Raw genomic sequence first — 13637 nt, 5'->3', positions numbered from 1 at the left:
CGTCGAGCCACGGCAGGCTTTGGTCGGGGCTCAGGCACCGCTCGCCGGACATTAACGGAAAGCACTATGTTCGTTCATTGCGCAGACACGCGCCGATTCCTAATCCCTTGTTCGCGTCGCACCCCCCTTAGCGACCGGTAAAACAAGGAAAAACAGGATGAACAAGATCGCATTCGGCACGCTCGCCGCTCTGGGCGCCATCGCGCTCCCGACCGCCGCTCATGCACAAAGCGACACCCGCCCCGAGATCACCATCGGCGCCCAGGTGGGTCTCCATGATCTCGGCATCGACCTCGGCGACCTCGACGCCGACGACGGCGACTTCAACAATCTCAACATCGACGACAGCGGCGAAATCTACGGCGGCTTCATCGCGGCCGACTTCCCGCTCAGCCGGAACCTGTTCGCCGGTGTCGAAGGCAACGCCAACTTCGGCAGCGGCCCGATCGACGCCGAATACGGCCTTGCCGCGCGTCTCGGCTTCCGCACCGAGGGCGGCGCCAAGATCTATGCCCGTGGCGGCTACCAGTGGGTCGATCTCGACGCCGGCAACGTGATCGGCGTGCCCGATTTCGACGAGGACGACTTCGATCTCGACACCACCGCAGGCGACTATCTCCTCGGCGTCGGCGTGGAAGTGCCGGTGAGCCGCGTGGTGCTGCGTGCCAACCTCGACACCATCGCCTTCGACACCCTGCGCGGCACGGTGGGCGTCGGCTTCAAGTTCTGATCGTTCCGCAAAGGTATCGATCGGAGGCGGGCCGCTTGCCACGTAGGCAGGCGGCCCGTTCCGTTTGGGCGTGACACGCGCGCCCCGGCCCGTTAGCGCGCTCGCGCAATGACGAACCCGCGTTTCGCCTTCACTCTCCACGCGACCGACGGCAAGGCCCGCACCGGCACCATCGCCATGCAGCGCGGGGAAATCCGCACGCCTGCCTTCATGCCGGTCGGCACCGCCGCCACCGTCAAGGCGATGAAGCCCGAGGCCGTGCGCCAGACCGGCGCCGACATCATCCTCGGCAACACCTACCACCTCATGCTCCGCCCCGGCGCCGAGCGGGTTGCCCGCCTCGGCGGGCTGCACCGCTTCATGAACTGGGAGCGCCCGATCCTGACCGACAGCGGCGGCTACCAGGTGATGAGCCTCTCCGAGCTGCGCAAGCTGACCGAGCAGGGGGTGGAGTTCCGCAGCCACCTCGATGGCTCGAAGCACATGCTCACCCCTGAACGCAGCATGGAAATCCAGCGCCTGCTCGGCTCCGACATCGTCATGGCCTTCGACGAATGCCCCCGCGCCGACCGTCCGCGTGACGAGATCGCCGCCAGCATGGAGCTCTCGATGCGCTGGGCAAGGCGCAGCCGCGAGGGCTTCGATGCCGGCGAGGACCACGCCTCCCGCGCCGCGCTGTTCGGCATCCAGCAGGGCGCGCTGCACAAGGACCTGCGCCGCATCAGCGCCGACAGGCTCACCGATATCGGCTTCGATGGATATGCGGTAGGCGGCCTTGCCGTGGGTGAGGGGCAGGAGGCGATGTTCGGCGTGCTCGACTATGCCCCCGACATGCTCCCCGCGGACCGGCCTCGCTACCTGATGGGCGTGGGCAAGCCCGACGATCTCGTCGGCGCAGTCGAGCGCGGGATCGACATGTTCGATTGCGTGCTCCCGACCCGCTCGGGCCGCAACGGGCAGGCCTTCACCTGGGGAGGGCCGCTCAACCTCAGGAACGCGCGCTTTGCCGAGGATACCGGCCCGCTCGATGAACGCTGCCGGTGCCCGGTCTGCACCACCTATTCCCGCGCCTATATCCACCACCTCGTGAAGTCGGGCGAGATGCTCGGCGCGATGCTGGTCACCGAGCACAACCTCAGCTTTTATCAGGCCTTGATGCAGGCCATGCGCGATGCCATTGCGGGTGGCACCTTTGCCGATTTCGCCGCCACGTTCCGGCGCGATTACCTTGGAAGTTCCGCTTGATGCCCAAAGCCCCCGAAGACTGTCAGACCATGGTCGAGGTGCGCGAGGGCGTCGATGCGCTCGACCGGGAGCTGGTCGCGCTGCTGGCGACACGCTTCGGCTACATGCGCGCCGCCGCCCGGATCAAGCCGAGCCGCGATGCGGTGCGCGACGAGGCCCGCAAGGCGAGCGTCATTGCCGCCGCGGTTGCCGAGGCCGAGGCGCGCGGCATCCCGGGCGATGTGATCGCGGATATCTGGGAGCGCCTCGTCGAAGGCTCGATCGCCTACGAATTCGTCGAGTGGGACCGGATCAGGGACTAGGCTCCCGTCCCAGAAAGGCGGCCAGACGCGGCTGCTTCTTCTCCGGCGCCTTCTGCCGCACCGAGCGCGCCAGCTTCGCCACCCGCGCTTCCCATTTCGCGATGTTGCGCGGCGGGGTGTTCTCCCCGACCGGCCCCAGCGCCAGGGTGCGCACCGGTGCGAAGCCGCAGAAGCCGAGAATCTGGCCCTTCCAGCGCCGGATTAGCGGGTTGCCGTAATACCAGCGCAGCACGAAGGGCGGGGTGTCCATCGTCGCGATCATGTCGGCCGAGCGGCCCTGCATCAGCTTGTCCCACCAGGGATCGCCGACGTGATAGGCGAAGGCGAAGCCCGGCAGCAGCACGCGGTCGATCAGCCCCTTCAATTCCGCCGGTTCCGCGCCCCACCACATCGGAAAGGCGACCGCGAGGTGATCGCAGGCGTCGATCAGTCCGGCGACCCGCTGCACGTCGGGCTCCCACTCGGTGCGGTGCCTGTAGCCTTGGCGCAGCACCGGCGAGAAGGCGAGATCGCGCACCGCCACGCGGGTCACTGTCGCCTGTGCGGGCAGGGCGGCGGCATAGGTGTCGAGCAGATGGGTGGTGAGGCGGCCCTCGTCGGGATGGCCGTCGATCAAGAGCACGTTCATCGCGATTCCCCCTGGGCGAGGGACAATCGCAGCGCGTGCCGCAAAAGAAAAGGGCGGCCCCGCAGGGCCGCCCTCTGGGGTCTCTTGCGATGCCCGAAAGATCAGCGCGAGTAGAACTCGACCACGAGGTTCGGTTCCATCGTCACCGGATAGGGCACTTCGTCGAGCTTCGGCACGCGGGTGAAGGTCACCTTGTCGTTGCCGTCGGGCATGACGTAGTCGGGGATGTCGCGCTCGGCGAGGCCCTGGGCCTCGATCACGAGGGCCATTTCCTTGGCCTTGGCGCCGAGGCTGACAACGTCACCCACCATCACGCGGCGCGAGGCGATGTTGCACTTCTGGCCGTTGACGCGAATGTGGCCGTGGCTGACGAGCTGGCGCGCGGCGAAGATGGTCGGCGCGAACTTGGCGCGGTAGACCACCATGTCGAGGCGCTGCTCGAGCAGGCCGATCAGGTTCTGGCTGGTGTCGCCCTTCATGCGCGAGGCTTCGAGGTAGTTGCGCTTGAACTGCTTCTCGGTCACGTCGCCGTAGTAGCCCTTGAGCTTCTGCTTGGCGCGCAGCTGGAGGCCGTAGTCACTCATCTTGCCCTTGCGGCGCTGGCCGTGCTGGCCGGGGCCGTAGGAACGCTTGTTCACCGGGGAATTCGGACGGCCCCAGATGTTCTCGCCCATGCGGCGATCAAGCTTGTGCTTGGCGCTCTTGCGCTTCGACATAAGTCGTATCCTTCAATGTGCTGAGCCGCCCACAGCGGGCGGCCTTGAACCCGGTATCGCTCCGCCGGGACGATATTCCCGACGCGGCCGCTGCTTCACCGGGGTGCAGGGCCCATTTGCGAAGGCGCGCCCATAGCAGGACAGGCGCGCGCGTCAAGCGCCGAACGACGGCGCGCGGGCTTCAGCGGATGTTGTTGAGGTCGCGCCATTCCTCGACGGTGCGGCACACCTTGGTCTTGCGGCGGCTCGAGGCGTCGAGCTTGACGTAGCGGCACACGCGCTTGTCGGCATCGGCCTCGGTCTCGGCACCTTCGGCAGGCTGTGTCTCGGCCTCGGCCGGTTCCTCGCGCGGCGCAGGGGTCCCCGTGGGCGAAGACTGGGCATGGGCCGGGGCGGCAAGCGGTGCGAGCAGCGCGCCGCCCGCGATCGCGAGCAGGAAGGTGCGAAACGGATTCATCAGGAAACTCGCGAGGTTGTGAGAGGAAGGCGAGGGGTAGCGCGCCGGCGGGTGCTGTCCACCCCCCAATCGACGAACGACGTCAGCGTTCGCGGTCGCGCTCGAGGCTGCTGAGGATTCCGCGCAGCGTGCGCACCTCGAGATGGTTCCAGCCGGGCTTGGTGAGCAGCCCGCGCAAGGTGCGGCGGGTCGCCTCGGCGCGGCTTTCGGGGAAGAAGTAGCCGCGCGGTTCGAGCAGTTTCTCGAAGTGGGCGATCATCGCGTCGAGCTCGTCCTGCGGGGCCGGGGGGAGGGTGTCCTCCAGCGTCGGCTGCACCAGCGCATCACCCGCATCCGCTATCTCGCGCCCGATCCGCGACCATTCATAGGCGACGAGGATCACCGCCTGCGCGAGGTTGAGCGAGCCGAACTCGGGGTTGATCGGGATGGTGAGGATGTTGCGGGCGAGGGCCACGTCCTCGGTCTCCAGCCCAGAGCGTTCGGGGCCGAAGATGATCGCGTGGCGGCCGGGAAGGGTGTGGACCTGCCGCCCGGCCTCGTCGGCGCCGATCACCGGCTTGGTGACGCCGCGCTTCCTGACGGTGGTGGCGTGGACATGGGCACAGTCGGCCACCGCCTCGGCGGTGGTGGCATAGACCTTCGCCTGTTCGAGCACGATGTCCGCGCCCGCCGCAGCCGGCCCCGCCGAGGGGTTGGGCCAGCCGTCGCGCGGGGCGACGAGCCGCATCTCGGTCAGCCCGAAATTGAGCATCGCGCGCGCCGCCTTGCCGATGTTCTCGCCCAGCTGCGGACGCACCAGCACAATCACCGGCTTGTTGAGGTCTGCCATGCTCCGCTTATTCTTTCGCGGCTTGCTGGACGGTACTGGCAAATTCCTCGAAGTCGCGGGCTTCGGAGAAATCGCGGTAGACGCTGGCGAAGCGGATATAGGCGACGGAGTCGATCTGGCGCAGGCCCTCCATCACCAGCTCGCCGATGTGCGAGGAAGGCACCTCGGCCTCGCCCGATGTTTCGACCTGGCGCTGGATGCCCGAAATGAGCTGGTCGAGCCGCTCCTGGTCGATCGCCCGCTTGCGACAGGCGAGGGCGACGGATTGTTCGAGCTTGGAGCGGTCGAAGGGCTCGCGGCGGTCCCCGGATTTCACCACCACCACCTCGCGCAGTTGCACGCGCTCGAAGGTGGTGAAGCGCGCCCCGCAGGACGAGCACTGGCGCCGCCGCCGGATCGAGGCATTGTCCTCGGTCGGGCGGCTGTCCTTTACCTGGGTATCGTCATGGGCGCAGAAGGGGCAGCGCATTCAGGGTCTTATTTCTTGATTCTCTGATAGAGCGCGAAGCCCGCCCCGGCCACCAGCCCGATCGGCCATGTGACCACCGGCAGCAAGCCCCCCGCCAGCGCCCCGATCACGGCACCGGCGATGACAGGCTTGCTGGAGGGATGGTCGAGCCCCTCCTTGGCCATGCCCGAGATTTCGGTCTTGGCGTCCTCGACCCAGTCCGGGCCTTCGCGGGGATCCTGATCCATTGCGATGGCTCCTTACATGCCGGGATAGACGGGGAAGGCGGCGCACAGGGCGCTCACCCGGCGGCGCACGCTCTCCTCGATCTGGGCGTCGCCCTCGGGGCCGTTCTTGGAAAGGCCTTCAACCACTTCGGCGATGAGCTTGCCGACCGTGCGGAACTCCTCCGGGCCGAAGCCGCGGGTGGTGCCGGCCGGGGTGCCAAGGCGGATGCCGCTGGTCACGAAGGGCGAGCGGGTGTCGTAGGGGATGCCGTTTTTGTTGCAGGTGAGGAAGGCGCGATCGAGGCCCTTCTCGGCGTCCTTGCCGGTCACGTTCTTCGCGGTGAGATCGACCAGCATCGAGTGGTTGTCGGTGCCGCCGCTGACGATGCGCAGGCCGTTTTCCTCGAGGCTCGCCGCCAGCGCGCGGGCGTTCTCGACGATCCGGTGGGCGTAGTCGCGGAAGGACGGGTCCAGAGCCTCCTTGAAGGCCACCGCCTTGGCCGCGACGATGTGCATCAGCGGGCCGCCCTGAAGGCCGGGGAAAACGGCCATGTTGAGGGGCTTGGTATACTTCTCGTCGTTCCACAGGATGATGCCCGAGCGCGGGCCGCGCAGGCTCTTGTGGGTGGTCGAGGTGACGATGTCGCAATGCGGGAAGGGCGAGGGGTGCGCGCCGCCCGCGACGAGGCCCGAGATGTGGCTCATGTCGCACAGCAGCACCGCGCCCACTTCGTCGGCGATGGCGCGGAAGGCGGGAAAATCCCAGGTGCGCGAATAGGCCGTGCCGCCGCAGATGATGATCTTCGGCTTGTGCTCGCGCGCCTTGGCGGCGACCTCGTCAATGTCGATGGTCTCGGTCTCGCGGGTGACGCCGTAGGAGACGACGTTGAACCACTTGCCGCTCATGTTCACGGGCGAGCCATGGGTGAGGTGGCCGCCCGAATTGAGGTCGAGCCCCATGAAGGTGTCGCCCGGGTTCAGCAGCGCCAGGAACACCGCCTGGTTCATCTGCGAGCCGGAGTTCGGCTGAACATTGGCGAAGTTGCACCCGAAGAGCTGCTTGGCGCGCTCGATGGCGAGGGTTTCGACCACGTCGGCATAATCGCAGCCGCCGTAGTAACGCTTGCCCGGATAGCCTTCGGCATACTTGTTGGTGAAGACGCTCCCGGCCGCTTCCAGCACCGCGCGGCTCGCGATGTTCTCCGACGCGATCAGTTCGATCTTGTCGCGCTGGCGGGCGAGTTCCTTGCCGATCGCGGCCGCGATCTCGGGGTCGGCGGCGGCGAGATCATTGTGCCAGAAGCCGTCCATCGAATGGGCGGCGGTGCGGGCGGCGAAATCGACGGGGGCGGTGCTCATTGGTGGGTCTCGATGTGGTCGGGGAAGAAGGGCGGCTTGCCGAGCTTGCCGACCCGGCGCTGGTGGCGCCCGGCCGGATCGCCGGCATCGGCGAATTCGGTATCCAGAAAGGTGGCAACGCAGGACTTCGCCATTTCGATCCCTACAAGACGCGCGCCCAATGCGATGCAATTGGCGTCATTGTGCTCGCGCGCTAGGGCGGCGGAGAGCGGCTCGGAGACCAGTGCGCAGCGCACCTCGGGGTGGCGGTTGACGCTGATCGAGATTCCGATCCCCGATCCGCACAGCGCGACCCCGAACTCCGCCGTCCCTTCCGCGAGGATCTCGGCGAGGCGGTAGCCATAGTCGGGATAATCGACGCTCTGCCCCGGTTCCGGCCCGAGGTCGGCGACCTCGTGGCCTTCCTCGACGAGCCATTCGGCAAGTTCCGCCTTCAGTTCGACGGCGGCGTGATCGGAGGCGATGGCGATGCGCATGGGAGGGCTATAGGCGCAGGCCCGGAGATTCTCCACCCCCGGCTTGCGCCTTTTCGACCGGCCTTAACCTTCCCGAGCACCACTTCATGCTATGCGGGCGGGGATGGATGCGCCTGCGCCCCGCCCGACTGCCGAACAGTGGCTCGCCCGCGTCTTCGCGGACGGGCGGCCGCGCCATTTCGGCACGGGGTGGCTGTCGGGCGTGCTGGGTATCGTGCTTGCGCTCCTGGCGCTGCTGGCGGTGCTGTGCCTGCACTTTCCGCAATACCTGACCCTGCCGGAGCTGCGCGCGCGCTATCCGCTGCCGCTGGTGCGGCTCGCGATCGACGTGGCGCTGCTGGCGGCGATGGGGCTGGCAGGGCTGTCGATGCTGCTGCGTCGCCGCAAGGCGCTGGGGGTGACGGCGCTCGCGCTGGCGGGGGCGGCGCTGGCGCTGGGGGCGGGCGGAGTGGACATCCCGCGCGGGGGCGCGAGCGCGGTCTATCTCGGGCTCGACTGGTTCGTGCTGGGGGTGCTGACCACGGCGGCGATCTTCGTGCCGCTGGAAGGGGCCTTTCCGCTGCGGCGCGGGCAGGGCGCGTTCCGGCGGGGCTGGCTGACCGACACGCAGTATTTCTTCGCCAGCCACGTTCTGGCGCAGGTGATGAGCGTTGCGGTGCTCGCACCTGCCGTGGCGTTGGGCGAGGTGCTGGCGGTGCCACAGGCGCAGAGCGCGGTGCAGGGCCTGCCGTGGCTCGTGCAATTCGCGCTCGCGGTGCTGGTCGCGGATTTCGCGCAATACGGCGTGCACCGCGCCTTCCATGCTGTCCCTTTCCTGTGGCGCTTCCACAAGGTCCATCACTCGGTCGAGACGATGGACTGGCTCGCCGGATCGCGACTTCATCTCGTCGATGTGATCGTGACGCGCGGGCTGGTGCTGCTGGCGCTGCTGGTGGCGGGGTTCGCGACGAGCGCGGTCTATGCCTACCTCGCGCTGGTGAGCTTCCACGCGGTGTTCATCCACGCCAATTTCGCGCCGCGCTGGGGGTGGCTGGAGCGGTGGTTGGCGATGCCGCGTTTCCACCACTGGCACCACGGCATCGAGCCCGAGGCGCGGGACGTGAACTTCGCGGTCCACCTGCCGATGATCGACCGCTGGTTCGGGACGCATCACATGCCCGAGGACCGCTGGCCCCAAGGCTACGGCATCGCCGGCGAACACGCGCCCGAAGGCTGGGTGCGACAGCTGGTGTGGCCGTTTCGCGGCTGACCCAGGTTAAGGCCGCCCAGTTGCGCGCGCCTAGATTGCAGTGCGATCAGGAGTACGCGCGATGCCAGCCAAGTCGAAGGCACAGCAAAAGGCCGCCGGAGCGGCCCTGTCCGCCAAGCGCGGCGAGACGCCGAAAAAGAACCTCAAGGGCGCATCGAAGGACATGGCCCAATCGATGAGCGAAAAGGAACTCGAGGAACTGGCGAGCACCAGGCGCAAATCGCTCCCCGAACGGAAGGAATGATCGCGAACGGGGACGCGAGGCGCGCTTACTGATCGAGGAACGACCGCATCTTGCGCGACCGGCTCGGGTGCTTCAGCTTCCTGAGCGCCTTGGCCTCGATCTGGCGGATACGTTCGCGCGTCACCGAGAACTGCTGGCCGACTTCCTCGAGCGTGTGATCGGTGTTCATCCCGATGCCGAAGCGCATGCGCAGCACGCGTTCCTCGCGCGGGGTGAGGCTGGCGAGGACGCGGGTGACGGTTTCCTTGAGGTTGGCCTGGATCGCGGCGTCGACCGGGATGATCGCGTTCTTGTCCTCGATGAAATCGCCGAGGTGGCTGTCTTCCTCGTCGCCGATGGGCGTTTCGAGGGAGATCGGCTCCTTGGCGATCTTCATCACCTTGCGGACCTTCTCGAGCGGCATCGAGAGGCGCGCGGCCATTTCCTCGGGCGTCGGTTCGCGGCCTTCCTCGTGAAGGAACTGGCGGCTCGTGCGGACCAGCTTGTTGATCGTCTCGATCATGTGAACCGGGATGCGGATGGTGCGAGCCTGGTCGGCGATCGAGCGGGTGATCGCCTGCCGGATCCACCACGTCGCGTAGGTCGAGAACTTGTAGCCGCGGCGGTATTCGAACTTGTCGACCGCCTTCATCAGGCCGATATTGCCTTCCTGAATGAGATCAAGGAATTGCAGCCCGCGGTTGGTGTATTTCTTGGCGATGGAGATCACGAGACGCAGGTTCGCCTCGACCATTTCCTTCTTGGCGATGCGCGCCTCGCGCTCGCCCTTCTGGACCATGTTCACGATGCGGCGGAACTCGTTGAGGCTCATGCCGGTCTGCGCGGCGATGTCGGCGATCTCGACGCGGATGCGCTCGATCGCGTCCTCCTCGCGCTCGGCAAAGGCGGCCCACTTCTTGTCCTTCTTCGCCCGCTCCTTGAGCCAGGCGTCATCCATCTCGTTGCCCATGTAGGCCCCGAGGAAGTCGACGCGCTTGATCTTGTGGCGCTCGGCGAGGCGCAGCATCTGCCCGCCCAGCGTCGTCAGCCGGCGGTTGAAGGCATAGAGGTTGTCGACCAAGAACTCGATCTTGGTCGCGTGGAACTGGACGCTCTCGACCTCGGCGGTGAGGTCTTCGCGCAGCTGTTCGTACTTGGCTTCCTTGGCCGGCGGGAAGGCGTTGCCGGCGGCGAGGGTCTCGACCCGCTCGGCCTGGAGCTTCTCGAAATCGCCGAACAGCTTGGTGATGCGCGCGAAGCGTTCGAGCGCCTCGGGCTTCAGCGCGGCTTCCATCTGGGCGAGGGAGAGGGTGTTGTCCTCCTCGTCGTCCTCCTCGCGCTTGGCGCGGGGCTCGCCGTCCTCGTCCTCGTCCGCTTCCTCGGGCTCTTCCTCGACCTCGTCGTCTTCGCGGATGGTGGGGCCGGCGGTGGCTTCGGAGATTTCGTCGTCATCGTCGTCCTCGGCACCCTCGGCCATCTTCTCGGCCGGGGGTTCCTTGGAGAGCATCGCGTCGAGATCGAGGATCTCGCGCAGCTGCATGTCGCCGTTGTTGAGGGCTTCGGACCACTGGATGATCGCGTGGAAGGTGATCGGGCTTTCGCACAGGCCCATGATCATCATGTCGCGCCCGGCCTCGATGCGCTTGGCGATGGCGATCTCGCCTTCGCGGCTGAGCAGCTCGACCGCGCCCATCTCGCGCAGATACATGCGCACCGGATCGTCGGTGCGCTCGCCGGTCGCGAGCTTCTTGTTGGCGGCGCGGGCGTCCTTGGCCGGACCGCGCTTCTCGCCGTCCTCGTCCTCGTCCTCGTCGTCGGCGACGATGTCGTCGCTCTCGCCTTCCTCGCGGTCCTCGGCCTCGGCCTCCTCGTCGCTCTCGACGATCTGCACGCCCATTTCGCTGAGCGCGGTCTGGATGTCCTCGATCTGGTCGGGGCTCATCTCGCCCGAGGGCAGCGCCTCGTTCAGCTCGTCATAGGTGACATAGCCGCGCTTCTTCGCCTTGCTGATCAGCTTCTTGATCGAAGCCTCGTTGAGATCGATCAGCGGGGCATCTTCCTTCTCGGCCATATTTTTCGTGTCTATCCGTTGCCGGGCGGCCCGCCGCGAGGGGGAGCCGCCTGTTAATCCCTGTCCGCCGCCGGGGCGGCATCGTCACCCGTGCCGGGCCCTGCCGCCGCCTTGCGGCGACCGAAGGCCTTGAGGCGCTCTTCGACTGCCATGAGCTGCGCGCGCAGACGGGTCTGCTCGGCGAACGATCCTTCGGGATCGTCCTCGAAACGCGCGATGGTGGCCGCAAGCGCAGCCTCCAGCGCCGGCCGTTCGACCAGCAGCGACACAGCTTCAGCCAGTTCCTCGCGCGCGGCGTCGGGATCGGTGCCTTCATCAAGAAAGGCGTAACGGATATCTGCCGACGGGGCGGGTTGGCCTTGCGCGTTGCATATGGCGACAGGGGCGCGCGAATCAAGCGTTTCTGCAAGCTCGAACAGCGATTCGATGTCAGCGGCCGCTGCGGGCGTGCTGCGGGCGAGGGTCGAGAGCGCCTCGGCATGGCGTGCGATCGCCTGCGGATGACGCGCGAATCCGGCAAGGACGGCGCTGAGCAGGCCCTGTCGCTGGCTCCCCGCCATGATCGCGGCGAGCCGCGCGCGCGCCTCCTCCGATAGTCCCGGCGGCGGCAGCGGCGTCCCCCGCCAGCCGCCGCGCTGGCCCGCAGGGGCGCGCGGGGCGGGGGCAGGGCGGGCTGCGCGGGGCGGATAGGCGAAGGCCGAGAAGCGGTCGGAAAGCTCGCGCCGGTAGAGCGACTTGATCTCGGGATCGGCGATGGTCTCGACATGGGCCATGAGCCGCGCCTTGAGGCCCGCCTTGGCCTCGGGCGTGTCGAGCACCTGCGCGTCGCGTTCGAAGGCCCACAGGGTGTCGATGAGACTGGCGGGCTCGGCCAGCAGCCGTTCCATCGCCGCCTTGCCCTGCTGCTTGACGAGATCATCGGGATCGAGCCCCGCCGGCAGGCGCACGATCCCGAGCGAGCGCATCGGCGCGAGCAGCGGCAGCGCCCGCGCAATCGCCCGCATTGCCGCCCGTTGCCCGGCCGCATCGCCGTCGAAGCACAGCACCGGCACCTCGACCATGCGCCACAGCAGTTCGAGCTGCATCTCGGTCAGCGCCGTGCCGAGCGGGGCGACCACATCGGCGATCCCCGCATTGGCCAGCGCGATCACGTCCATGTAGCCCTCGACCACCACCACCCGCCCGCTCTGCCGCGCGGCGGGCGCGGCGCGGTGGAGGTTGTAGAGCATGCGGCCCTTGTCGAAGAGTTCGGTGTCGGGGGAGTTCAGGTATTTCGCAACGCCATCCCGCTTGTCGAGGATGCGCCCGCCGAAGGCGATCACCCGTCCCCGCGCGTCCTGGATCGGGAGCATGACGCGCCCCCGGAAGCGGTCGTAGCGTTCGCCCTGTTCGCTCGCCGCGCGCATCCCCGCGCCTTCGAGCATGTCCTCGCCGAACTGCGACAGCGCCCTGGGGAGGGCCTGCCGGTCGTCCGGCGCCCAGCCGAAGCCGAATTCGCGCATCACCGCGGGGGAGAAGCCGCGGCGCTCGAGATAGTCCCGCGCCACCGCGCCGCTCGGCCCGGCGAGGCTCTCGACGAAAAACTTCTGCGCCGCCTCGGTCACGTCGATCAGGCTGGCGCGCTGTTCAGCGCGTTTGGCCATGACCGGATCGGGGGCAGGGACCTCCATCCCCGCCATCGCGGCGAGTTCCTTGACCGCGTCCATGAACTGGAGGCCCGCATGATCGACCATCCAGCTGATCGCATCGCCATGCGCCCCGCAGCCGAAGCAGTGGTAGAACTGCTTCTGGTCGTTGACGTAGAAGCTCGGCGTCTTCTCGTCGTGGAACGGGCAGCACCCCTTCCACTCGCGCCCCGCCCGGGTCAGCTTGACGCTGCGCTGGACAAGCGTCGAGAGCGTGATCCGCGCACGCAGCTCGTCCTTCCATTGCGGGGTGATGGCCATGGTGCCTTTACTGCGCTCCCTGACCGGTCCTGTCGAGCGACGCGCGGCTGCGATGTTGTGCACCCGGTGTGGAAACACACCCCGTTCATGCTGAGCTTGTCGAAGCACCGCTCTTCACTTCGAGAGAAAGTGCAGCCCTTCGACAGGCTCAGGGCGAACGGTTCTGAATTACGAAAGCGCCGCCTTCACCAGCCCGCTCGCGAGCTTGCCGTCGAGCACCGCGCCGTGGCGAGCCTTCAGCTCGGCCATGACGGTGCCCATGTCCTTCATCGAGGACGCGCCGGTCTCGGCCTTGATCGCCTCGATCGCGGCTCTGGTCGCGGCCTCGTCCATCATCGCGGGCAGGAATTCCTCGATTACCGCCAGCTCCGCGCGCTCGACCGCGGCCAGTTCCGTGCGCCCGCCCGCATCGTACATCTCGATCGATTCGCGGCGCTGCTTGGCCATCTTCTGGAGCACGCTCACCACCAGCTCGTCGTCCGGCGTCGGCTTGGAAGCGGTGCGTTCCTCGATGTCGCGGTCCTTGATCTTGGCGCTGATCTGGCGGAGCGCGGCGGTGCGGTCCTTCTCGCCCGCCTTCATCGCCGCGATGGTGGCGGCCTTGATATCGTCACGGATCATTTTTTGCTCATTCCTGTGGATTTGCCTGTGGCGCGCGCCTCTAACGCAAATAGAGGCACACGCCTAGGTTGACGGGCGGGGGCGAGGGGCCTAGCGGGCAAAACTTAGCA

At 67.3% G+C, this 13637-nt stretch carries 16 protein-coding genes; 5 read left to right on the top strand and 11 right to left on the bottom strand.

Translation table 11 applies throughout. The features are described from left to right. Positions 1-157: 157 nt before the first annotated feature. The 3 genes from ACMX37_RS08330 to ACMX37_RS08320 all read left to right on the top strand — a co-directional run bounded on the left by ACMX37_RS08330 (position 158) and on the right by ACMX37_RS08320 (position 2277). The gene (locus tag ACMX37_RS08330; protein WP_483145489.1) at positions 158-730 is read left to right on the top strand and encodes a hypothetical protein; all 573 of its coding nucleotides are present in this window, start codon (positions 158-160) and stop codon (positions 728-730) included. 108 nt (positions 731-838) lie between these two features. Beyond that, a complete protein-coding gene (gene tgt, locus ACMX37_RS08325) occupies positions 839-1975 on the top strand; it encodes a tRNA guanosine(34) transglycosylase Tgt (RefSeq protein ID WP_483145488.1) in 1137 nt (378 codons plus the stop codon). Continuing rightward, positions 1975-2277, top strand: coding sequence for a chorismate mutase (locus ACMX37_RS08320; RefSeq protein WP_483145487.1), 303 nt, complete (start codon positions 1975-1977; stop codon positions 2275-2277). The genes tgt and ACMX37_RS08320 overlap by 1 nt, the downstream gene beginning before the upstream one ends. Here ACMX37_RS08320 and ACMX37_RS08315 read toward each other — a convergent pair. The 8 genes from ACMX37_RS08315 to ACMX37_RS08280 all read right to left on the bottom strand — a co-directional run bounded on the left by ACMX37_RS08315 (position 2267) and on the right by ACMX37_RS08280 (position 7417). After that, positions 2267-2905 (bottom strand): NAD(P)H-dependent oxidoreductase, encoded by a 639-nt coding sequence (locus ACMX37_RS08315; RefSeq protein WP_483145486.1) that lies wholly within the window; start codon positions 2903-2905, stop codon positions 2267-2269. The two genes, ACMX37_RS08320 and ACMX37_RS08315, sit on opposite strands and share 11 nt — an antisense overlap. 101 nt (positions 2906-3006) lie before the next feature. Next, entirely contained in the window at positions 3007-3621 is a 615-nt protein-coding gene (gene rpsD / locus ACMX37_RS08310; protein ID WP_483145485.1) for a 30S ribosomal protein S4, read from the bottom strand. 181 nt (positions 3622-3802) lie between these two features. Beyond that, on the bottom strand, positions 3803-4078 hold the full coding sequence (locus ACMX37_RS08305) for a hypothetical protein (protein ID WP_483145484.1): 276 nt from the start codon (positions 4076-4078) through the stop codon (positions 3803-3805). Between the two features lie 82 nt (positions 4079-4160). Continuing rightward, positions 4161-4907: an RNA methyltransferase gene (locus ACMX37_RS08300; RefSeq protein WP_483145483.1), complete on the bottom strand. Its 747-nt coding sequence runs from the start codon at positions 4905-4907 to the stop codon at positions 4161-4163. 7 nt (positions 4908-4914) lie between these two features. Continuing rightward, a complete protein-coding gene (gene nrdR / locus ACMX37_RS08295; protein WP_483145482.1) occupies positions 4915-5376 on the bottom strand; it encodes a transcriptional regulator NrdR in 462 nt (153 codons plus the stop codon). A gap of 8 nt (positions 5377-5384) precedes the next feature. Beyond that, positions 5385-5603: a hypothetical protein gene (locus tag ACMX37_RS08290; RefSeq protein ID WP_088914241.1), complete on the bottom strand. Its 219-nt coding sequence runs from the start codon at positions 5601-5603 to the stop codon at positions 5385-5387. A 12-nt stretch (positions 5604-5615) separates the two neighbouring features. Continuing rightward, the gene (gene glyA, locus ACMX37_RS08285; protein WP_483145481.1) at positions 5616-6941 is read right to left on the bottom strand and encodes a serine hydroxymethyltransferase; all 1326 of its coding nucleotides are present in this window, start codon (positions 6939-6941) and stop codon (positions 5616-5618) included. Beyond that, on the bottom strand, positions 6938-7417 hold the full coding sequence (locus tag ACMX37_RS08280) for an RpiB/LacA/LacB family sugar-phosphate isomerase (protein ID WP_088914242.1): 480 nt from the start codon (positions 7415-7417) through the stop codon (positions 6938-6940). Before ACMX37_RS08280 ends, glyA begins: the two co-directional genes overlap by 4 nt. A gap of 91 nt (positions 7418-7508) precedes the next feature. On the opposite strand from ACMX37_RS08280, the gene ACMX37_RS08275 reads away from it, so the two are divergent. Both ACMX37_RS08275 and ACMX37_RS08270 read left to right on the top strand, forming a co-directional pair. Next, positions 7509-8666 carry a sterol desaturase family protein gene (locus tag ACMX37_RS08275; protein ID WP_483145480.1) on the top strand — a complete coding sequence of 386 codons (1158 nt, stop codon included), beginning with the start codon at positions 7509-7511 and terminating at the stop codon, positions 8664-8666. Positions 8667-8727: 61 nt separating this feature from the next. Further along, positions 8728-8910, top strand: coding sequence for a DUF3008 family protein (locus ACMX37_RS08270; RefSeq protein WP_483145479.1), 183 nt, complete (start codon positions 8728-8730; stop codon positions 8908-8910). Positions 8911-8935: 25 nt separating this feature from the next. Here ACMX37_RS08270 and rpoD read toward each other — a convergent pair whose 3' ends face one another. The 3 genes from rpoD to ACMX37_RS08255 form a co-directional block, all read right to left on the bottom strand. Continuing rightward, the gene (rpoD, locus tag ACMX37_RS08265; RefSeq protein WP_483145478.1) at positions 8936-10960 is read right to left on the bottom strand and encodes an RNA polymerase sigma factor RpoD; all 2025 of its coding nucleotides are present in this window, start codon (positions 10958-10960) and stop codon (positions 8936-8938) included. Positions 10961-11013: 53 nt separating this feature from the next. Further along, a complete protein-coding gene (gene dnaG, locus ACMX37_RS08260) occupies positions 11014-12906 on the bottom strand; it encodes a DNA primase (RefSeq protein ID WP_483145477.1) in 1893 nt (630 codons plus the stop codon). Positions 12907-13074: 168 nt separating this feature from the next. Further along, positions 13075-13527: a GatB/YqeY domain-containing protein gene (locus tag ACMX37_RS08255; protein WP_483145476.1), complete on the bottom strand. Its 453-nt coding sequence runs from the start codon at positions 13525-13527 to the stop codon at positions 13075-13077. Between the last annotated feature and the right edge of the window lie 110 nt (positions 13528-13637).

It is taken from the genome of Porphyrobacter sp. THAI-01a (assembly GCF_056868655.1).
Note: the sequence above shows the minus strand (reverse complement) of the source record. Positions and strands in the feature narration are given on the sequence as shown.

Coding starts and splice junctions, on each gene's coding strand:
- ACMX37_RS08330 (WP_483145489.1), top strand. CDS start 158: ATGAACAAGATCGCATTCGGCACGCTCGCCGCTCTGGGCGCCATCGCG.
- tgt (WP_483145488.1), top strand. CDS start 839: ATGACGAACCCGCGTTTCGCCTTCACTCTCCACGCGACCGACGGCAAG.
- ACMX37_RS08320 (WP_483145487.1), top strand. CDS start 1,975: ATGCCCAAAGCCCCCGAAGACTGTCAGACCATGGTCGAGGTGCGCGAG.
- ACMX37_RS08315 (WP_483145486.1), bottom strand. CDS start 2,905: ATGAACGTGCTCTTGATCGACGGCCATCCCGACGAGGGCCGCCTCACC.
- rpsD (WP_483145485.1), bottom strand. CDS start 3,621: ATGTCGAAGCGCAAGAGCGCCAAGCACAAGCTTGATCGCCGCATGGGC.
- ACMX37_RS08305 (WP_483145484.1), bottom strand. CDS start 4,078: ATGAATCCGTTTCGCACCTTCCTGCTCGCGATCGCGGGCGGCGCGCTG.
- ACMX37_RS08300 (WP_483145483.1), bottom strand. CDS start 4,907: ATGGCAGACCTCAACAAGCCGGTGATTGTGCTGGTGCGTCCGCAGCTG.
- nrdR (WP_483145482.1), bottom strand. CDS start 5,376: ATGCGCTGCCCCTTCTGCGCCCATGACGATACCCAGGTAAAGGACAGC.
- ACMX37_RS08290 (WP_088914241.1), bottom strand. CDS start 5,603: ATGGATCAGGATCCCCGCGAAGGCCCGGACTGGGTCGAGGACGCCAAG.
- glyA (WP_483145481.1), bottom strand. CDS start 6,941: ATGAGCACCGCCCCCGTCGATTTCGCCGCCCGCACCGCCGCCCATTCG.
- ACMX37_RS08280 (WP_088914242.1), bottom strand. CDS start 7,417: ATGCGCATCGCCATCGCCTCCGATCACGCCGCCGTCGAACTGAAGGCG.
- ACMX37_RS08275 (WP_483145480.1), top strand. CDS start 7,509: ATGCGGGCGGGGATGGATGCGCCTGCGCCCCGCCCGACTGCCGAACAG.
- ACMX37_RS08270 (WP_483145479.1), top strand. CDS start 8,728: ATGCCAGCCAAGTCGAAGGCACAGCAAAAGGCCGCCGGAGCGGCCCTG.
- rpoD (WP_483145478.1), bottom strand. CDS start 10,960: ATGGCCGAGAAGGAAGATGCCCCGCTGATCGATCTCAACGAGGCTTCG.
- dnaG (WP_483145477.1), bottom strand. CDS start 12,906: ATGGCCATCACCCCGCAATGGAAGGACGAGCTGCGTGCGCGGATCACG.
- ACMX37_RS08255 (WP_483145476.1), bottom strand. CDS start 13,527: ATGATCCGTGACGATATCAAGGCCGCCACCATCGCGGCGATGAAGGCG.